This is a genomic window from Nocardia flavorosea, from assembly GCF_015477805.1.
Classification (GTDB): domain Bacteria; phylum Actinomycetota; class Actinomycetes; order Mycobacteriales; family Mycobacteriaceae; genus Nocardia; species Nocardia flavorosea_A.
In genome coordinates this window covers 1,122,203-1,140,638 of sequence record NZ_JADLQL010000001.1, presented here as the reverse complement: position 1 = coordinate 1,140,638, position 18,436 = coordinate 1,122,203, and the positions used below count along the sequence as shown (strand labels likewise).

Annotated in this window: 19 protein-coding genes; 9 read left to right on the top strand and 10 right to left on the bottom strand. The window is 67.7% G+C overall.

Annotated elements, in window-relative coordinates:
• Positions 1–54: 54 nt before the first annotated feature.
• Positions 55–843, top strand: a complete 789-nt coding sequence (locus tag IU448_RS05055; protein ID WP_195055037.1) for a polysaccharide deacetylase family protein — start codon at positions 55–57, stop codon at positions 841–843.
• 4 nt (positions 844–847) lie between these two features.
• Here the strand turns inward: IU448_RS05055 and IU448_RS05050 are convergent, their stop codons facing one another.
• Positions 848–2,086: a cytochrome P450 gene (locus IU448_RS05050; RefSeq protein WP_195054284.1), complete on the bottom strand. Its 1,239-nt coding sequence runs from the start codon at positions 2,084–2,086 to the stop codon at positions 848–850.
• A 233-nt stretch (positions 2,087–2,319) separates the two neighbouring features.
• On the opposite strand from IU448_RS05050, the gene IU448_RS05045 reads away from it, so the two are divergent.
• Positions 2,320–3,147: a mycofactocin-coupled SDR family oxidoreductase gene (locus tag IU448_RS05045; RefSeq protein ID WP_195054283.1), complete on the top strand. Its 828-nt coding sequence runs from the start codon at positions 2,320–2,322 to the stop codon at positions 3,145–3,147.
• Positions 3,148–3,552: 405 nt separating this feature from the next.
• On the opposite strand, the gene IU448_RS05040 is transcribed toward IU448_RS05045, so the two are convergent.
• On the bottom strand, positions 3,553–3,816 hold the full coding sequence (locus tag IU448_RS05040) for a helix-turn-helix transcriptional regulator (RefSeq protein ID WP_195055036.1): 264 nt from the start codon (positions 3,814–3,816) through the stop codon (positions 3,553–3,555).
• Between the two features lie 75 nt (positions 3,817–3,891).
• On the opposite strand from IU448_RS05040, the gene map reads away from it, so the two are divergent.
• Positions 3,892–4,659: a type I methionyl aminopeptidase gene (gene map / locus IU448_RS05035; RefSeq protein ID WP_195054282.1), complete on the top strand. Its 768-nt coding sequence runs from the start codon at positions 3,892–3,894 to the stop codon at positions 4,657–4,659.
• Between the two features lie 424 nt (positions 4,660–5,083).
• Here map and IU448_RS05030 read toward each other — a convergent pair whose 3' ends face one another.
• From IU448_RS05030 to IU448_RS05010, 5 genes are all read right to left on the bottom strand, one after another.
• A complete protein-coding gene (locus tag IU448_RS05030) occupies positions 5,084–6,475 on the bottom strand; it encodes a metallopeptidase TldD-related protein (protein ID WP_195055035.1) in 1,392 nt (463 codons plus the stop codon).
• Between the two features lie 5 nt (positions 6,476–6,480).
• Complete coding sequence (locus IU448_RS05025; RefSeq protein ID WP_195055034.1) at positions 6,481–8,031, bottom strand: TldD/PmbA family protein; 1,551 nt, start codon at positions 8,029–8,031, stop codon at positions 6,481–6,483.
• An 82-nt stretch (positions 8,032–8,113) separates the two neighbouring features.
• Positions 8,114–8,587, bottom strand: a complete 474-nt coding sequence (locus IU448_RS05020; protein ID WP_195054281.1) for a peroxiredoxin family protein — start codon at positions 8,585–8,587, stop codon at positions 8,114–8,116.
• Positions 8,588–8,604: 17 nt separating this feature from the next.
• Positions 8,605–9,144 carry an RNA polymerase sigma factor gene (locus IU448_RS05015; protein WP_324188509.1) on the bottom strand — a complete coding sequence of 180 codons (540 nt, stop codon included), beginning with the start codon at positions 9,142–9,144 and terminating at the stop codon, positions 8,605–8,607.
• 329 nt (positions 9,145–9,473) lie between these two features.
• The gene (locus IU448_RS05010; protein WP_195054279.1) at positions 9,474–10,070 is read right to left on the bottom strand and encodes a TetR/AcrR family transcriptional regulator; all 597 of its coding nucleotides are present in this window, start codon (positions 10,068–10,070) and stop codon (positions 9,474–9,476) included.
• A gap of 109 nt (positions 10,071–10,179) precedes the next feature.
• On the opposite strand from IU448_RS05010, the gene IU448_RS05005 reads away from it, so the two are divergent.
• A complete protein-coding gene (locus IU448_RS05005) occupies positions 10,180–11,046 on the top strand; it encodes an SDR family NAD(P)-dependent oxidoreductase (RefSeq protein ID WP_195054278.1) in 867 nt (288 codons plus the stop codon).
• A gap of 29 nt (positions 11,047–11,075) precedes the next feature.
• Here the strand turns inward: IU448_RS05005 and IU448_RS05000 are convergent, their stop codons facing one another.
• The gene (locus tag IU448_RS05000; RefSeq protein ID WP_195054277.1) at positions 11,076–11,843 is read right to left on the bottom strand and encodes a TSUP family transporter; all 768 of its coding nucleotides are present in this window, start codon (positions 11,841–11,843) and stop codon (positions 11,076–11,078) included.
• 284 nt (positions 11,844–12,127) lie between these two features.
• Here IU448_RS05000 and IU448_RS04995 point away from each other — a divergent pair, with 284 nt between their 5' ends.
• The 3 genes from IU448_RS04995 (at position 12,128) to IU448_RS04985 (ending at position 14,645) form a co-directional block, all read left to right on the top strand.
• A complete protein-coding gene (locus IU448_RS04995) occupies positions 12,128–13,297 on the top strand; it encodes a sensor histidine kinase (RefSeq protein WP_195054276.1) in 1,170 nt (389 codons plus the stop codon).
• Positions 13,298–13,324: 27 nt separating this feature from the next.
• Positions 13,325–13,984, top strand: coding sequence for a response regulator (locus tag IU448_RS04990; protein WP_195054275.1), 660 nt, complete (start codon positions 13,325–13,327; stop codon positions 13,982–13,984).
• A gap of 139 nt (positions 13,985–14,123) precedes the next feature.
• Positions 14,124–14,645 (top strand): FxsA family protein, encoded by a 522-nt coding sequence (locus IU448_RS04985; protein ID WP_195055033.1) that lies wholly within the window; start codon positions 14,124–14,126, stop codon positions 14,643–14,645.
• A gap of 169 nt (positions 14,646–14,814) precedes the next feature.
• On the opposite strand, the gene IU448_RS04980 is transcribed toward IU448_RS04985, so the two are convergent.
• Positions 14,815–15,366 carry a PadR family transcriptional regulator gene (locus IU448_RS04980; protein ID WP_195054274.1) on the bottom strand — a complete coding sequence of 184 codons (552 nt, stop codon included), beginning with the start codon at positions 15,364–15,366 and terminating at the stop codon, positions 14,815–14,817.
• A 100-nt stretch (positions 15,367–15,466) separates the two neighbouring features.
• On the opposite strand from IU448_RS04980, the gene IU448_RS04975 reads away from it, so the two are divergent.
• Complete coding sequence (locus tag IU448_RS04975) at positions 15,467–16,195, top strand: glyoxalase (protein ID WP_195054273.1); 729 nt, start codon at positions 15,467–15,469, stop codon at positions 16,193–16,195.
• A gap of 83 nt (positions 16,196–16,278) precedes the next feature.
• On the opposite strand, the gene IU448_RS04970 is transcribed toward IU448_RS04975, so the two are convergent.
• A complete protein-coding gene (locus IU448_RS04970; RefSeq protein ID WP_195054272.1) occupies positions 16,279–16,677 on the bottom strand; it encodes a PPOX class F420-dependent oxidoreductase in 399 nt (132 codons plus the stop codon).
• Between the two features lie 86 nt (positions 16,678–16,763).
• Between IU448_RS04970 and IU448_RS04965 the strand changes: the two genes are divergently transcribed.
• Positions 16,764–18,362: an amidohydrolase gene (locus tag IU448_RS04965; protein ID WP_195054271.1), complete on the top strand. Its 1,599-nt coding sequence runs from the start codon at positions 16,764–16,766 to the stop codon at positions 18,360–18,362.
• The last annotated feature ends 74 nt before the right edge of the window (positions 18,363–18,436 follow it).

Here is an 18,436-nt window from a genome sequence, read left to right as displayed (position 1 = left end):
ACAGCATGTCGGTAGGTCTTCTCGGTAGCGCGATGCGATGTGATCGGGGTGGCGATGGACAGGCGTTCGATATTGTCGATGCTGGCTGCGGGGACAGCGGTTGCGCTGACCGGATGCACTGCGGCGCAGGGAGATCCCGCTGCCGCGCAAGTCCCGGAGGCGGCCGGGCAGGTGCCGGTTCGTCCGGCGTTGCTGCCGCCCCCGCCCGGCGGTCCGAAGACTGCCGTTCCGCCCGCCACCATCACGGCGCTGCCGGGGCCGGGGAGCTGCATGGCGCTCACTGTGGACGATGGGGCGAGCGCGGAGGTCGTCGGTGCCTACATACAGTTCGCGAAAGATACCGGGGCCCGATTCACCTTTTTCGTCACGGCCTACTACCGGTCCTGGTCCGAACATCGCGACGAACTCCGCCCGCTGGTGGAGTCCGGGCAGATCCAGCTGGCAAACCACACCTGGGACCACGCTGATCTGACGGTGCTGTCCGAATCTTCGGTAGCAGATGAACTGTCGCAATGCAAACTGTTCTTGCGCAACACCTTCGGTGTGGACGGCAGCCCCTACTACCGGCCCCCGTTCGGCCGGCACAATGCGGCGGTGGACCGGATCGCCGCCGATCTCGGGTACCGAGTGCCGGTGATGTGGTACGGGTCCCTGTCGGATTCCGGGCTCATCACCGAGCAGTATCTGGTCGAATGCGCGCGCAAATACTTCAATCCACAGACGATCGTCATCGGGCACGCCAACCATGCGCCGGTTACGCGCTGCTACGGGCAGTTGGTGGATATCATCCGCGAACGCAATCTGTCCCTGGTGACCCTCGACGATGTGCTCACCGTCGTGTGAGAATTCAGGGAATGTGCAAGGGGGGCGCGGGTGGGAAGGTGACGGGTAGCGCGGCGAGCGTGCGGTGCAGCGGACCGGGCCGCCAGGTCAGTTCCGCGGTGGGTATCGCCAGCCGGAGTTCGGGAAGGGCATCGAGCAGTTGATCGATCGCCTCCTGCCCGACCACATACGCCGTGTGCTGGGCGGGGCAGACATGCGGGCCGGCGCCCCAGGCCAGATGGGCGCGGTTGCCGGCGTGGTTGCCGTCGCGGATCTCCGGATCGTTGTTGCAGCCGGCGAGGCTGATCACCACGGGTTGATCGGCCGGCAGCCAGGTGTTGCCGACGAGGATCGGCTGACGGGGGTAGGTGACACTGGCGTTCGGCAGCGGCGGATCGTCGAACAACACCTCGTCGAGGGCGTCTCGGGTCGAGACGGCGCCGCCGAGCATTTCGTCGGCGAAACGGTCGTCGGTCAGCATGAGACTCAACGCGTTGATGATCAGGCTCTGCATCGGCCCCATCCCGACGCCGTAGAGCGACAGCACCTGGTGCAGCATTTCTGCGTCGTCGAAGTCGGCGGGGTCGTTCAGTAGCCGGGTGGTGATGTCGTCGCCGGGGGTGCTGCGTTTGAACGCCACGAGATCGGCGACGGCTTCGCCGAATCTCCGGTTGCCGGCTTCGGCGTCGATGCCGTCGAAGATGGCGGCGGTCGCGGCGGCGGCGCGCTCGCTGATCTCCGGCGGGCAGCCGAGCATGGCGTTGATGACCTCGAAGGCGAGTGGGAACGCGTACTCGCGGACCAGATCGGCCGCTCCTGTCGAACAGAATTTGTTGATCAGCGGAACCGCGAACTGCTCCACGGTGTGGCGTGCGGCATGCAGGTCGACTCCGTCGAGGGCTGCTGTGGTCGCCCGGCGATAGCGGATGTGTTCGGTGCCCGCGCTACGCGGGGCGTTCGGCCGCCACTGCAGGACCGGCAGCACAGGGCAGTCACCGGCGACGGTTTTCTCCCAGGTGCGGGGGTCGGCGGGGAAACGGTCGGGGTCGTTGAGGATCCGCAATGCGCTGCGATATCCGATCACCAGGGTTGCGGGAACCCCGGGAGCCAGCTCGACCGGCACCAGAGAGCCGTAACGTTCGCGCATTTCGCGGTATGCGCGATGTGGGTGGGCGGCGAATTCGGCGGTGTACAACGGGACGCGCTCTTCGATGCCTCGTCCGGGGGCGGTGTGAGCACGCCCGGCAGTCGACAGGTCGGTCATGGCTTCTCCAGGCAGGTCTAGGGACAACAACATGGAAAACGAGACGTCGGCCCTGGCGAAACTAGGCCGGTACCGCGACGCTGCGGGGTTTCGAAATCATAGGGCACGGCCGGATACCGGTACGGGCCAACGTCTTCCCACGACCGATGACACTGTCGACTTATGTCAGTTGGTGTCATATTCTCGCTGGTGTGCCGAGCGTCGGGTCATCTATCGCGAATCGGGAGTAGCTCATGGGCAAACTGGACGGCAAAGTCGCCTTCATCACCGGTGCCGGGCGCGGGCAGGGGCGCAGTCACGCAATAGGTTTCGCGCGTGAAGGCGCCGATATCATCGCCATCGACACCACCGCGAAAGTCGACAGTGTTCCCTACCCGCTCGCCGATGCCGACGATCTCGCCGAGACGGTCCGCCTGGTCGAGGCCACCGGCCGCCGGATCATCGCCCGTAATGCCGATGTCCGCGATTACGCGGCCCAGGCCGCCGCGGTATCCGAGGGCGTAAAGCTCTTCGAGCGGCTCGATATCGTGGTCGCCAACGCCGGAATCTCCAGCCCCGCACCGACGCTCGAAATGAGCGAAGAGGTCTGGCAGGACATGATCGATATCAACCTCACCGGCGTGTGGAAAACGCTGAAGGCCGCGGTCCCGCACGTGATCGACGGTGGACGCGGCGGTTCGGTCGTGATCACGAGTTCGCTGGCGGCGGTCCGTGCCAACGAGAACATCGCGCACTATGCGGCTTCCAAGGCCGGGCTGGTGATGTTGATGAAGGTGCTGGCCAAAGAACTTGCCCCGCAGAACATCCGGGTGAACACGGTGCACCCGTCGACGGTGGCCACGCCCATGGTCCTCAACGATGCGACCTACCGGTTGTTCCGGCCGGACCTGGAGAACCCGACCCGTGCCGATTTCGACGAGGCGGCCCGCACCCTCAACAGCCTCCCGGTCGTGGCGGCCGAGCCGCAGGACATCACCGATACGGTCCTGCACCTCGTCTCCGACGCCGCCCGCTATGTCACCGGGACCACCCAGATGGTCGACGCGGGCGGGACGCTGTAAGCAGGTCCGGCGCCGCTGTTGTTGTGGAGCGGCGTCGGCGCAAACCTGCTCGGCGAACTCGTCGATCGGCTGGAACGGGAACACGGCTCCGTTACAGCGGAGGAAGCAGCCGCGAGCTGGACGAGTTGTACGCCGGGAGTGATCACCTCGCCGCTGACATTGATCGAGGCGCACGTTGGGGCGACAGTTCCCGCGCGACGGAACTGGGTGATCTCTCTGGTCGCGGCCTATAGCCCGAGTGGCTGTTCCATCGCCGGCCCGGCCGTCACTTTGGTCGCTCGGCCGGGCAGCCGGCCGACAGTGTCCTGTGTCGGCGGCTCGATCGGCCGCGGCCCGAGTGGCTCCCGCGTGCGTGCGGGGACATCCAGACCGCTCGGGTGATTCCCGCCGGCGCGGGGTTCGCGGTCAGGCGGATTCGGCGAGTTTGTCCGCGGTCCAGATTCCGGCGAGCTCTTCGAGGGGGAGGTCGAGTGCGCGGCTCAGCGAGACCACCGTGCCGAAACTGGGCGAGGGCAGCCGGCCGGTTTCGATTTTGCGCAGGGTTTCCGGTGAGATGCCGGCCGTGCGGGCGACCTCGCCGAGGTCCCGGTCGGCGCGGGCGGCCCGGATCCGGACGCCGAGGCGGCGGCCGGCTTCGATCTGGGCGGGGGTCAGGGGGAGGCGGACCATGGTCATCAGTTTAAGAGTGGTATTAAAGTACCGCAAGAAACGGTATTGAAATACCGGAGACTGATGGAGGTTGTGATGGTGGAACTGAAAACGCCCGAGGAGATCGAGCGGATGCGCGTCACCGGGGCGTTCGTGGCGCAGACCCTGGCCGAACTGCGCGCCGCGGCCGCGGTGGGGGTGAATCTGCTCGAGCTGGAAAAGATTGTGCGGGAAAGGATCCGGGAGCGCGGCGCGCAATCGTGCTACTGGGATTACGCGCCGTCGTTCGGGCGGGGGCCGTTCCGTAATACGGTATGCCTGTCGGTCAACGACGCCGTGCTGCACGGACTGCCGTTCGACTACGCACTGCGTGACGGCGATGTGCTGACCATGGACCTCGCGGTGAGTATCGACGGCTGGGTCGCCGACGCCGCCACCACCGTGATCGTCGGCACACCCGATCCCGAGGACCAGCGGTTGATCCGAGCCACCGAGGAGGCCCTCGCGGCGGCGATAGCGGCAGCGCAACCGGGGAACCGGATGGGCGATATCTCGGCGGCGATCTCCGCGGTGGCGCGGTCCCACGGCTACCCGGTGAACACCGAATTCGGTGGTCACGGACTCGGCCGCACCATGCATGAGGACCCGCACGTATCCAACGCCGGGCGACCGGGACGCGGATTCCCGCTGAAACCCGGGCTGACCATCGCGATCGAACCGTGGTTCGCGAAAACCACCGACCGGATCGTCACCGACCCGGACGGCTGGACCATCCGCTCGGCCGACGGGTCACGCACCGCGCATTCCGAACACACCATCGCGATCACTCCGGACGGTCCGCGGGTGCTCACCACCGCGGGGTGAGCGGCACAGCGGCCACAGGTGCGCAGCCAGGACCTGCAGGACGCCGACGAGCACCGATGTCGGGCGTTCGGGCACCCGGACGGACTTTTGCACCGTACCGCCTACCCGGCGAGCGTCCGCCGAACCTTCGATGGCCGCCGGCGGCAATCATCGCGGAGTCGATCCCCCGCCGTGCCGGGAACCATGCGCTCATGTGGCCCCGAGCGGCCCGAACGGCGAGCGTTCACGCCGGCTCGGGGCCAACCGAAGTTGTACAGCGCTGCCGTTGAGCGCACGTCGACGCGCGCCGAGCCGGATCCGGTGTAATCGTGTGAACCATCGGCGATCCGCCGACCTCGGCTTCCACCACCCGATCTCATACTCGGTGACGATGCCGCTGCTACGTAACGGTCGTGATCGGGGTCGGTGGCTGCGCCCGGGGAACTCAGGTGGCCCGGCTCACCGAGGACATGTGGAAATCCGGGATCCGCAGCGGTGGCATGGCCGTCCGGGTGAACCAGTCCTTCCATTCGCGGGGCAGCGTCTGCTCGGTCGCGCCGGCCTCGGTGGCCCGGCGCAGCAGGTCCAGGGGGCTCTCGTTGAAACGGAAATTGTTGACCGCCGCGGTGACCTCGCCGTTCTCCACCAGATACACCCCGTCCCGGGTGAGTCCGGTGAGCAGCAGTGTGGTGGGGTCTACCTCGCGGATGTACCAGAGCGTGGTGAGCAGCAGACCGCGTTCGGTGCGGGCGATCATCTCGTCGAGACTCGCTGCCGAACCGCCGGTCAACAGCAGATTCTGCACCGGGACGCTGGGGGAGGTGGCGTAGTCGGCGGCGGTGGCGCGTGGATACACCAGATCCGCGATCGCCCCGTCGCGGAGCCAGTCGGCCCGCGGGGCGGCCATCCCGTTGTCGAAGACCGAAACCGTTTCCGAGGACGCCTGGGTGGCCACGAACGGGAGGCATTCCAGGCCGGGCGCGGCGGGGTCGGAGGTGAGAGTCAGCGGGATATCGGTGAGTTTCTCGCCGATTCGCGTACCGCCGGGGGCGGCGAACGCCGTATGGCCCTCATGCGCCCCGCGGCCCTCCATCGACCAATACATATAGATCAGCAGATCGGCGACGGCCGACGGCGGCAGCAGGGTTTCGTAGCGACCGGCCGGCAGTTCCACCCGCCGCGCCGACCAGTCGAGCCGCCGGGACAGTTCGCTGAGCAGGCCGGAGGTGTCCACATCGCGAAAATCCGTGGTTCCGGTGCCCACCCAAGCGCTGGCCGGCTCCGTACCGTTTCCACGTTTGCCGTTGATTTCCACCGACCCGGTGGGCTGGGTGTAGCGGCGGCGGATACCGGTGGAGGTGCCGAGCCAGGTGGTGTGCACCTGGTGGTGCGCGAAACCGTAGAGGCGGTCGGTGCCGTCGAATCCGGTGGACAGGTCGGCGGCCAGACCGGAGAACACTTCGATACCGGTGCCGGCGGCGGGATGCTCCCAATCCGGCGCCGTATCCGCCGCACCGAGCAGCGGCATCGCATCGCGGGCGGGTTCGGCGGCCGCTGCGGCCGCCTCGCTGGCCCGCACCACGGCCTCGATATCGGTGGGGTCCACGCTGGTGGAGGCCACGCTGCCGACCCGCGCCGACCGCGGGCCGGCACGCAGCACCGAGATCACCGACCAGCGCCGCGCCACCGAAGCGCCGTTGGTGGTCATGGAATTACCGGCCCAGCGCAGCGACGCCTCGGCTTCGTCGGTGACGATCACTATCGCCTCGTCGGCCCGGGACAACCCGAGGGCCCGCTCGACCACCGCATTCGCGGGCAGTACCCCCGCGCCGGTCAGTGCCGTCACTGCCCTGCCTCCGTCCGCGTATTGAGCACGTTCACACCGCGTACCAGGACCGACGGACAGCCGTGACTGACGGCTGCCACTTGCCCCGGTTGCGCCTTACCGCAGTTGAACGCGCCACCCAACTGCCAGGTCGACGGGCCGCCGACCGCCTCCATCGAACCCCAGAAATCGGTGGTGGTGGCCTGATAGGCCACATCACGCAGCTGGCCGTCCAGTTCGCCGTTGCGAATCCGGAAGAACCGCTGGCCGGTGAATTGGAAGTTGTAGCGCTGCATATCGATCGACCAGCTCTTATCGCCCACGATGTAGATACCGTCGGTGACCCGCGAGATCAGTTCCCGGGTGCTGGTGTCGCGCTGCGGGTCCGGCTGCAGGGAGACATTCGCCATCCGCTGGATCGGCACATGGTGTGGGGAATCGGCGTACGAACAGCCGTTGGACCGGTCCAGGCCGAGGCGGGGCGCGAACACCCGATCGAGCTGGTAGCCCACCAGGACGCCGTCGCGGATCAGGTCCCAGCGCTGGCCGGCCACCCCGTCGTCGTCGTAGCCGACGGTCGCCAGGCCGTGCCGCTGCACCCGGTCGGCGGTGACGTGCATGACCGGCGTTCCGTATCGGAGTGTGCCGAGTAGATCGGGGGTGGCGAACGAGGTGCCGGCGTAGGCGGATTCGTAGCCGATGGCCCGGTCGTATTCGGTGGCGTGCCCGATGGATTCGTGGATGGTCAGCCACAGGTTGGTGGGGTCGATGACCAGATCGGTCGGGCCCGGCACCACGCTCGGTGCCTGCACCTTCTCGGTCAGCCACTCCGGGATCCGGCTCAGTTCCGTATCCCAGTCCCACACACCGTCCGCACCGGTGACGTATTCCCAGCCGCGTCCGACCGGCGGTGCCAGCGTCCGCATGGTCTCGAACCCGCCGGAGGCGGTATCGACCGTGATCGCCTCCAGTTCGGGTTGCAGGCGCACCCGCTGCTGGATGATCGCCGAGCCTGCCGTATCGGCGTAGTAGGTCTGTTCCTTGACTTGCAACAGGGCCGCGGTGACGTGATCGACCCCGTCCGCGGCCGACAGCCGGCCCGAATAGTGCTGCAGCAGCGCCACTTTGTCAGCGGACGGGATCGTGAAGGGATCGATCCCGTAGGCGGAGACCCAGCGCGCGTTGTCGTAACGGGGTTCGTCCGCCAGCGTGACCCGCTCCCGGTTCAGCGCCCGCAGACTCGTCGCGACCGCCACCGCCGAACGCGCGACTTGCGCGGCGGTTTCCGGATTCAGCACCGCATGCGAGGCGAAACCCCAGGTGCCGTCCACGATGACCCGTACCGCGAAACCCAGTTCCACGGTATCGGTCAACGCCTCCACGCGGCCGTCACGTAACCTGATCGACTGCGTGCACAGCCGGTGCACCCGCAGATCCGCGTGTTCGGCGCCGGCCGCGCGGGCCGCGGACAGCGCCGCATCGGTCAGACTCCGCAGCGGTAGATCCGCGAATTCGGGATCGATATCGTGCCCGCAAGAGTGCCCGCCGGGTTCGGTGGACGTCGCCATGTTCACCCCGACCAACTTACCAACCGCGGAATATTTCCGGCGACTGCTCGGATCCTGCGCCGGGCGCTCGATCCGGCGGGTGTCACCTGAGCGTGTGGCTGCGTAGGGATTCGACGGCAGTCGCGAGTCCCTTCTTGTCGTAACTGTTGAGGGGCAGGGTGGCGCCATGGGCGTGCCGCACGATGCCGTCGCGGTCGACGAGGAGGGTGCCGGACTGCTGCATCGAACCGAAGATTTTGCGGGCGAGCCCGACCGTCTCGTACGACGGTGTCGCGGCGCCGGACAGGACAGGGAACGGGATCCCGCGCCTGGTCTTCCATGCCTGCCCCGCATCGCGGTCCTCGGGTACCACGATGGCGATATGAACGTTGTCGGCGTCGAATTCGTCTCGCCGGGCAATGAGATCGCGAACGTGCCGGTTGCAGATCGGGCACGACGTCGACCGCATGAAATACAGCAGAACGTTGTGTACACCGCGGTGGTGGGACAACCGCCAGGGCTGCCCCGTGGTGTCCTCGAGTACGAGGTCGGGTGCGGGGGATCCGGATGTGAGCATGGGGGGTTCCCTTCGATTCACGGGTTACGGTCGAGGTTGTGGCGGATAGCGGTGCGTGCCCGGTGCAATTGCGATTTCATCGCCGTGGTGCTCAGGCCGAGGGCATCGGCTGTCGCACGCCCGGGGTAGCCGAGCACATCGCGCATGATCAGGACTCGGCGCTGGAGATCGGGTAACGCACTGATCGCCTGTGTGAGCTGGTCGGCGTCGAGGCGGTGCAAGACCTCGTCCTCCGCCGAGGCAACGATCTCCGGGGCGAAGTCGGCGGTCAGCGGCCCGCGATCGAGCAGGTATCGGGCACGACGCAGGCATTCGTTGCGGACGATACGGAACATCCACGACGCGAGAGCCGCGGTGGCATTCAGGGTCCCGATCTTGCGATACAGCGTGATCAGGGCCTCTTGCGCGGCGTCTTCGGCATCGGCGGACGACGCGCACAAATGCTGGGCGAAGCGCCGCACATGCGGGTGGGCCCCCTGCACGACCGCCGAGATCGCTTCCGGATCACCGCGCTGGGCCGCCAGGACGAGCTGTTCACCGGCCCAGTCACGGCCCACTCCACTCACCTCCTCGAGGGCCCGGTGCGGCGGCCGGTGAGTGTGGAGCGGGCGGGGCATTGCCTATCGCGCTGCTTTGTTTCGGTCGCAGTCTCATAACCTATATGAGCGTGCTAGCCCGCGAAAGGATTCGCACCGAGCCCAGAACACCACCGTGACCGCCGGAGCACGGCGCCGGTTCCCGTTCTCGATCGACTTGGGGGCCACCACGGACGACCCGCCGAAGCCGGCGAATCATATGGTCACCGCGGTGCAGTGCAGCCGGGGGCTCGGATGACCGGCGGGGCTGGGGGCGGCGGCTCCGGCCGATCGGAAGGTTCGCCACCGGGTCAGCGATCCCGGGGACGACCGGCGGTCCCGTGCAGCAGCGTATCGATCACTCGGCGGGCGAGAGTGTCCGGATCGGCTGGTGGATCGGCGTCGGTTTCGCCGTGGACGGTTTCGGTGATGAGTGCCAAGTAGACACGCCGGACCCAGTCGAGGTCCGCTTCGGCCGGGACGACCCCCTCGGCTTGCGCACGGCGGAGAACGGCATCGCATTTGCCGAACACCGCGGCTTGGATTTCGGCGACCTCATCATCTGCGGGACCCACCCGGTCCAAGGCGTACGCGGCGCCGTGTTTGATCGCGACGACGTTGGCGGTGGCCTGGTGCAGCGCCACCAGCGGTGGTGCGGTGTACGGGCGGGCGGCGTCGACGGCGGCGTCCATCCGTTGCCACGCCTCGATCGCCATGGTCCGGACGAGATCGTCTCGATTGGCGAATCGGCGGTGCACGGTGGTGCGCGCGACTCCTGCGGCCTCGGCGATCTGTTCCAATGTCGCGTTCGGATTCTGGCCGAGGACACGTTCGGCGGCGTCGAGGATGGTGCGCACGGTGCGTTCGGCATCGGCGCGAAGTGGTCGAGCTCCGGTGGGCGGGTGCATGGGCTCCTCTCGGGTGGACTTCCTCGATAGCTTACTCGAACGAAGCGACTTCAGAGGTAACTGCAACTTATATGTTGCGGTTTATGGAGAAACTGCTACTGTTTCGTGCATGGAATCCGAAGAGTTCGATATCAATCGCTCGACCAGAACCGCGCTCGTCACCGGTGCCTCCTCGGGGATCGGCGCCGAGTTCGCCACTGCGCTCGCTGCCCGGGGCGACGATCTCGTCCTGGTTGCGCGCTCGGCGGATCGCCTGGAATCGCTGGCTGCCGAACTGCGCGCCGGTTATGGCGTCGCGGTCGAGGTGGTGGTCCAGGACCTGACCGAACCCCGGGCCGCCGAACGGGTCGTGACCGCACTGGCCGCACGAGGTATTTCGATCGACGTGCTCGTCAACAACGCCGGCTTCGGCAGCGCCGGCCGGTACGAAGATATTGCCGCCGAGATAGACCACAGCCAGTTGATGATCAATGTTGTTTCCCTGGAGGGGCTTACCCATCGGCTGATCCCGGGGATGGTGGCGCGCGGATACGGTGAAGTGGTCAATATCGCTTCCACCGCGGCATTACAGCCCGCGCCGTACTTCGCGACCTACGCCGCGGGCAAAGCGTTCGTGCTCAACTTCAGCCTGGCGTTGTGGAGCGAATACCGCGAGCGCGGTATCAAGGTACTCGCGGTGTGTCCCGGCCCCACCGAAACCGGGTTCTTCGATGTGGTCGGTACTCGCGACGCCGCCGTAACGGGCTCGATGGGCACCACGACCGAAGTCGTGCAGGCCTCGTTGCGGGCTCTCGCGCGCAACAAGGGTTATATCGTTCCCGGCCGCCAGAACTTCGCGGCCGCGCACCTGATGCCGCGGCGGCCGCGCACCCTGGTGGCGCGGATCGCGAAACGGGTAACGGGAGCGGTCGCCGGCGCAGCGGGATCGCACGCCCATGAGGGACGTTCGGAGCGGCCCGTCCCCTCTGGTGCGTGATCCGGGTGACCGGCCGGGGCGGCAGCGGCTCAGGCGAACTGCTGCCAGCCCAGCCGGATCACCATCGCCACGACGACCACGAGCAGGACCACGCGAACGAATTTCGCACCCCGAGCCAGCGCCATCCGTGACCCGACCACCGCCCCCGCGATATTGGCCACGGCCATGGCCGCACCCAGCGCCCACAGGATGTGGCCGGTGCACCCGAAAAAGATCAGCGCACCGACATTCGACCCGCAATTGATCACCTTGGCCATCGCGGCGGCGCGTACGAATTCGGTCCCCAGGAGGGTCGCGAATGTGATGATGAGGAACGTGCCCGTGCCTGGACCGAGCAGGCCGTCGTAGGCGCCGATCAGCCCGGCGGCCAGCGCGATCACCAGCACCGCTTTGCGGCGTGACGGCGGATGGGTCGCGAGGGTGATGCCGATCGACGGCCGAGCGGTGACGAATATCGCCACGCCCACCAGCACCACCAGCACGATCGGGATGAACAGGTCGCGGTCGATCAAGGAGACTGCTGCCGCGCCGGCCGCGGCGGTGATCGCCGCCAGTACCGCGGCCGGGACAAGCAACCGCCACTGCAGCGGTACCTTGCGGGCGAAGGTGACCGCCGCGGTTGCGGTACCGGCGACCGCGGCGAGTTTGTTGGTGCCGAGCGCGGTCTGCGGCGCAATGCCCGGCGATACCAGCAGCAACGTCGGCAGCACGATCAGCCCACCGCCACCCACCACCGCATCGACCCAGCCGGCCGCCGTGGCGGCGGAGAGCAGCACCACCCAGTCGGTCAGCTCCATCGGGTGATCGGGGCATCGACAGAAAAATGAACAATGACCAGCGGAGACGATGAGCGCACGACAGGTCAGGATATACAGCCGGGCCGGTCGCGACGGGAACCGGCTCCGCTCGGTGCCGCTGTCCGAACGGTTGTGCAACGCATCCCTTCGGACTCCGGTTTCGCCGGGTCCGCCACATGTCATCCGGAAGCCGGGGACGTGCGGACGCGACTGCGGGTACGTCGCCGGTAGCTACCGGACACTGCTGCGGTTACCGGCCGGCGGCCCGGCTCTAAGCTGGTTTCGTGCGCCGGTTCAGTTTGTGGCTTCGAGACAAACCTGTCGTCGCCGATTCCATGCTCGCGCTGTTACTGCTGATCCTCGATCTGGTGATCGCCCGCGAGAGCGCGAACCCGGCCGCGTTCCTGGTGTTCTCCGTGCTGCTCCCGCTGCCGATCGCCTTGCGGCGGGTCTATCCGCGGGCGATGGCGGTGACCTTCATGGTGCTGTCGTTCTGTACCAGCACCATCGGCTACATCGTCGGTGATCCCACAGTGCACGCCGCGCTGCTCGGGCACGGGATCATGCTCTACACGCTGGTGGCGTATATCGGCCGGCTGGAAGGGTTTTTGTACGCGCTGGCGCTGGTGGCCGATACCGCCTACGGGATGGCGGCGGCGACCGGATTCAAGCTCAGCGATCTGGCATTCGTCGTGATCTACTTCGCTTTCTGCTGGGTGCTGGCCGAATTCGCGGGCGCCCGGCGCGCCTACGACGCCGAAGTGGCGGCCCGGCACGCTGTCGCCGAATCCGAACGGGAGCGGCGGGCGCACGACGCGGTCTCGGCCGAACGCACCCGGATCGCCCGCGAGCTGCACGATGTGGTCGCGCACGCGGTGAGCGTGATGATCGTCCAGGCCGACGGCGCCCGCTATGCGCTGCGCACCGCGCCGGACACGACCGAACAGGCTCTGGTCACCATCGCCGGTACCGGGCGGGACGCGTTGCGCGAACTGCGCCGCACCGTCGCACTGCTGCGCACCGAACACGCACCCGACCAAGTGCCTCAGCACGGCACGGCAGGGCTGGCCAGAGTGGCGCAGCTCATGCGCGACGCCGGCCTGGCGGTCGAGCTCGAACTCTCGGGTGAGCTGGACGATATCGCTCCTGAGGTCGGATTGGGCGTACACCGCATCGTGCAGGAGGCGCTGACCAACACTCTCCGGCATGCCGGTGCCCATCCGAAGGCATGGGTACGAGTGCACCGGCACGTCCGGGACGTCGAGATCGAGATCACCGACTCCGGTGGCGTACCGGTGCACCCGCAGGCCCGGATCCAGGGCAGCGGGCTGGGTTTGGCCGGGATGCGGGAACGGATGGCGATACTCGGCGGCAGCCTGGAGGCCGGCCGAACCGCCGAGGGGGCGTGGCGGGTGCACGCCCGGATCCCGCTGACATCGCCGGATGCGGAATAACCGGCCACCGCCACTACATTGGTGTTCGTGCCGATCACCGTGCTCGTTGTCGACGACCAGGAACTGATGCGTGTCGGTCTGAAGATGGTGCTCGGTGCCCACCCCGATCTCGAAGTGGTCGGTGAGGCCGAGAACGGCGCCACCGCCATCAGTCAGGCCGCCGAACTGAAACCGGATATCGTGCTGATGGATGTCCGGATGCCGGTGGTCGACGGTGTCACCGCCACCGGCCGGATTCTCGAGGCCGGCCACGGCGCCCGGGTGCTGGTGATGACGACCTTCGACCTCGACGAGCACGCGTTGGGTGCGCTGCGTGCCGGGGCCAGTGGGTTCCTGCTCAAAGACACCCCGCCGGAGGATCTGATCTCCGCCATCCGCAGCGTCGCCGCCGGGGATGCGGTGGTTTCGCCGAAGGTCACCAAACGTCTGCTCGACCGCCTGATCGCCGAGCAGCCTGCGCCGTCCCGCGATCCTTCGGTCCTGGATGTGCTCACGGCGCGGGAGCGCGAGGTGCTGGAGGAGATCGCCGCGGGCCGGTCGAACGCCGAAATCGCCGGCCGGTTGTTCCTGTCCGAAGCCACGGTCAAAACTCATGTCGGCCGGGTGCTGACAAAACTCGATCTGCGTGACCGCGTCCAGGCGGTGGTGCTGGCCTACGAAACCGGGCTGGTGCGGCCCGGCGGTTGACCGGTCCGGGAGCAAAACGGACATCTCGTGCGTTGTACGGGTAGTCCGACCGAAAGGTTCGCCCATGCAGTATCCATCCGGCAGGCCCGAGGGCCCTGCGTGGTCACGCTCCGCTACCGCCGCCGGGCCCGACCCGCGCCTGCCTGCCCTCGGCTTCATCGTCTATCTCGTCGTCGAGATCGCTGTTTTCGCCGCTGCCGTGTCCTGGCTCGGCGCGGTTCCGGCGATTCTGCTGCTCATCGCCAGCTCCGCCGCGGGCATGCTGCTGCTCGGCTCCCAGTGGCGGCGCGTGGGTGAACAGTTCCGCCGCGCCTCCCGTGCGGAGATCACCCCGGGTGCCGCGGTCGCCGACGGTGCTTTGGTGGCATTGGGCAGTGTCCTCATGTTCGTCCCCGGCCTGGTCACCTCGGTGGTGGGGCTGCTCATGCTGCTCCCGCCCACCCGCGCGCTGTTCCGTCCGCTGCTCGCCGCACTGGCCGCTCGCCGGGTCGCCGCGATCGCCGCCACCATGCCGCGGCAGTCGGTGACGGTTGTGGACGCCGATATCGTCGATGGTGTCGTGGTGGACGAGTGGTACACCGACGAGCCCCCGCGCTCGGCGATCGCGCTGGACAAGCGCGCGGTCATCCCTGACAGTTCCGAGCCCGGCGCCCGCAACTGATCGTTCCGCGTTTCGGCGTCGCCACGCTACCTCCGCCTCGTTCGGTCTCGGCCACCGGATCGGGGGTGCATCCGTGGACTCGATGATTGCCGCGGCAGGCTCAGGGATGGCCTGGTAATCCCCGGGGCCCGGTCCATTTCTCCGCCGGGCGAATGAGCGGTGGTGGGCGTCAGTCGCCGGACAGCCGGTATTCGCCGCGCTCCAGCCGGTCGAGGACACCCGAGGTCCAGCCGGTGAGGTTGTCGAAGACCCCGCTCCACAGTTCGAGTAGATCGGTGAAGTGCGGGGGTTCGTAGCGTCCGGGGTAGTCGGCGATCATGGCGAGAAGATCGTTGCGGACGGCGTGGCTGCGGATGCGCTGCTGTTCGAGTTTCGCGATCACCTCCGCGCGGGGGAGTGCGTCCATGAAAGCGATTCCGGCGCCGAGTTCTTCCATATCGACGCTGGTCAGTGCGGTATCGAGGCGTTCGAAGAATTCCGTTTCGCCATCGGGGGTCAGCTCGAACAGGGTTCGGCCCGGGCCGCGGCTGCCGCCTTCGGTGCCCAGGGTGCGCAGCTTGCCTTCCTGGGTGAGTTGTTTGACGGCGTGGTAGATGGAGCCCGGCTGCACATTGGTCCAGGTGTCCGCGCGCCAGGACAACAGCTCGCGGCGGACCGCGTAACCGTGGGTCGGCTGTTGCCGTCGTGTCACCCCGAGAACCAGTAGCCGTACCGCCGACATCGGACTCCCTTCGTCACCGGAACAGTACGGTAGTCAAATTTGACGACCCGAATTGCTGCCGATACCTTCGGGTAGTCAAAATTGATTATTGGAGGTCCTCATGGGCGATACCGCGGTCCCCGTACTGTCCACCCACGACCTGGCCCGCACCCTGGAGTTCTGGCGCACGCTGGGCTACACGGTCACGCACGAACAGCACAAGCCCTACGTCTACGGGGCATTGCGCGCGCACGACTGCGAGATCCACTACTACGGGGCACCGGCCACCGGGCACGAACGGCAGGCAAGCGAAACAGCCGCATGTCTGATCATGGTCGACGATATTGCGGGCCGGCACCGCGATTTCACCGCCGCGCTACGGGAGCGGTACGGGAAGATGCCGACCAACGGGTTCGGGCGGATCACTCGGTTCCGGCCGGGACAGACCCGGTTCAGCACGGTCGATCCGGACGGTAACTGGATCACCTATATCCAGGCGGGAGAACCGGAAGAGGTCGAATACGGCGGCTCGGCCGAGCTCTCCGGGCTGGCCAAGGTCATCGACAACGCCCGGATTCTGCGGGATTTCAAGGACGATGACAAGGCCGCGGAACGAGCACTCGAGGCCGGGGTGCGCCGTCACGGAGCCGACGCCGGCCGCAAGGACCTCGCCCGGGCGTACGCGGCGCTCGCCGAACTGGCTGTGGCGCTGGAGAACCCGGCCAAGGCCGACGCGCGACGCGCCGACCTCGCGGCACTGTCGCTGACCGAATCCGAACGAGCCGAACTCGCCGGCGAACTCGATGCCGCCGACGATCTCGCCGCCTGGCTCGACGCCGATGGACGGTGAACGCCGACCTCCAGAAGTGGACCAGCGCTTCCGCGGCGAACCGCGGCGGCACCCCGGGCGGCTCCGGCGGCGATCGGGGCGGGTTACCCGGTGCCGGTAGTGGCCGACAGGATGAGCTCGATGCCGACCGTGCCCTTCTTACCGCGGCGCAGAATACTGCCGAGGACGATCAACGGTCCCGACAGCTTGTATTTGCGCCGGATCAGCTTGCGGACGTGCTCGCTGCCGTATTCGTCGAGGATGCGACCGGTACCGTGCATCACTTCGCCGCGCGGGTTGCCGCGGTAGTCGCAGGGTTGAACCGTTATCTCGGGATTGCGGCGCAGGCGCTTGACCTTCCAGGAATCGGTGACGGTCCAGACGTACAGTTTGCCTTCTTCGGCGACTGCCCACAACGGGGTCGGGACGGGGGTGCCGTCCTTGCGGAATGTGGTGAGCAGGACATAGTCGGCGGTGCCGACCGCACCGAGCGTGTTGGACATGTACGCAGAGTAATTCGGAAGCGGGCCACGAGTGCGGGCGCGACCGGTCGCAACGGTCGCGGACCGGTGCGGCACACTGGTCCACTGTGAGTACGCAGTTGCTGGTCGGAGGTCGGATCTACAGTGCGAGCGCACCCGAGGCCACGGCGCTCGCGGTGACCGACGGCATGGTGGTATGGCTGGGCGCCGATCATGTGGGGCGGGCGCTGCATCCCGATGCCGAGGTGATCGACCTCGGCGGCGCGCTGGTGACTCCGGCGTTCGTCGAGCCGCATCTGCACACCACCGCCTACGGTCTGCAACGGTCGGGGCTGGACCTGTCCGAAGCGAATTCCCTGGCGCAGTGTCTGGAGCTGGTGGCGAAGTTCGCCGCTGATCGGCCCGGCGGGGTGATTCTGGCCGACGGCTGGGACGAAACGCGCTGGCCGGAAGGCCGGCCGCCGACCGTGGCCGAGATCGATGCCGCCGTACCGCGCGGCCGTCCGGTATATCTGGCGCGGGTCGACGGTCATTCGGCGATCGCCTCCTCGGCCCTGCTGGACAAGGTCCCGGGTCTGGTACACGCGGCGGGCTATCGGACCGGTGAACCGGTCCGGGCCGACGCCCATCATCTGGTGCGGGCGGCGGCGCGGGCTCTGCTCACCCGGGAACAGCGGGACGCCGCGCGGCGGGCGGCGCTGGATATCGCGGCCGCGCGCGGGGTGGTCGCGGTGCACGAATGCGCCGGCCCCGATATAGAAGGAGAAACCGATCTGCGCGAGCTGCTCGCCTTCGAGCACGGCGTGCAGGTGCAGGCGTACTGGGGGAGGGCGGTACGGACCGCCGACGAGGTGCGCGAACTGCGGCACGATCTCGGCGCGCACGGACTGGCCGGGGACCTGTTCGTCGACGGTTCCCTGGGATCGCATACCGCGTGGCTGCGTGACCCCTACTCGGACGCGCCCGGAACCGGCGTCTCCTACCTGGATGCCGGGCAGATCGCCGACCATGTGCGCGCCTGCACCGAAGCCGGTGTGCAGGCCGGGTTCCACGCGATCGGTGATGCGGCCATGGACGCGGTGGTCGCGGGTATCGGACAGGTGGCCGCTGAACTCGGTGGTCCCACGGTCGCGGCGTGCGGCCACCGCGTCGAACACGCCGAACTGCTCGACAGTTCTCATATCGAGGCGCTCGCCCGCTGGGGGATCATCGCCGGTGTGCAACCCGCGTTCGACCGCGAATGGGGCGGCGCCGACGGTATGTACGCCGAACGCCTGGGCGCCACTCGCGCCGCGGCGCTGAACCCGTTCGCGGCCATGGCCGCGGCCGGGGTCTCGCTGGCCATCGGCTCGGATGCGCCGGTCACGGCGCTGGAACCATGGGCGGCGGTGCGGGCTGCCGTGCACCACCGCACTCCCGGACACGGCCTCTCGCCCCGTGCCGCTTTCGCCGCGGCAACCCGGGGAGCCTGGCGGGCCGGGGGAGTCCGCGACGGCGTGGCCGGGACGCTGGTACCCGGTGCGCCTGCTTCCTACGCGGTGTGGGAGGCCGACGAACTCGTGGTCGCCGCACCCGCGGATTCGGTGCAACGCTGGTCGACCGATCCACGTTCCCGGGTGCCGGGACTGCCGCCGCTGACCCCCGATGCCGAGCTACCGCGCTGCGTGCGCACGGTGCACCGAGGCACCACAATTTTCGCTGCGTGACGCCGGGATGGTCTGCGGTGACCTGCTCGGGCTCAGCGCCGTTGCCCGCGAACCGGATGGGCCCGTGTTCCTCA

Bases quoted from the DNA above. Each gene is read 5' to 3' on its own strand.
- IU448_RS05055 (WP_195055037.1), top strand. From the start codon at position 55: ATGGACAGGCGTTCGATATTGTCGATGCTGGCTGCGGGGACAGCGGTT.
- IU448_RS05005 (WP_195054278.1), top strand. From the start codon at position 10,180: ATGGAATCCGAAGAGTTCGATATCAATCGCTCGACCAGAACCGCGCTC.
- IU448_RS05050 (WP_195054284.1), bottom strand. From the start codon at position 2,086: ATGACCGACCTGTCGACTGCCGGGCGTGCTCACACCGCCCCCGGACGA.
- IU448_RS05045 (WP_195054283.1), top strand. From the start codon at position 2,320: ATGGGCAAACTGGACGGCAAAGTCGCCTTCATCACCGGTGCCGGGCGC.
- IU448_RS04975 (WP_195054273.1), top strand. From the start codon at position 15,467: ATGGGCGATACCGCGGTCCCCGTACTGTCCACCCACGACCTGGCCCGC.
- IU448_RS04980 (WP_195054274.1), bottom strand. From the start codon at position 15,366: ATGTCGGCGGTACGGCTACTGGTTCTCGGGGTGACACGACGGCAACAG.
- IU448_RS05020 (WP_195054281.1), bottom strand. From the start codon at position 8,587: ATGCTCACATCCGGATCCCCCGCACCCGACCTCGTACTCGAGGACACC.
- IU448_RS05010 (WP_195054279.1), bottom strand. From the start codon at position 10,070: ATGCACCCGCCCACCGGAGCTCGACCACTTCGCGCCGATGCCGAACGC.
- IU448_RS05040 (WP_195055036.1), bottom strand. From the start codon at position 3,816: ATGGTCCGCCTCCCCCTGACCCCCGCCCAGATCGAAGCCGGCCGCCGC.
- map (WP_195054282.1), top strand. From the start codon at position 3,892: ATGGTGGAACTGAAAACGCCCGAGGAGATCGAGCGGATGCGCGTCACC.
- IU448_RS05025 (WP_195055034.1), bottom strand. From the start codon at position 8,031: ATGGCGACGTCCACCGAACCCGGCGGGCACTCTTGCGGGCACGATATC.
- IU448_RS04970 (WP_195054272.1), bottom strand. From the start codon at position 16,677: ATGTCCAACACGCTCGGTGCGGTCGGCACCGCCGACTATGTCCTGCTC.
- IU448_RS05000 (WP_195054277.1), bottom strand. From the start codon at position 11,843: ATGGAGCTGACCGACTGGGTGGTGCTGCTCTCCGCCGCCACGGCGGCC.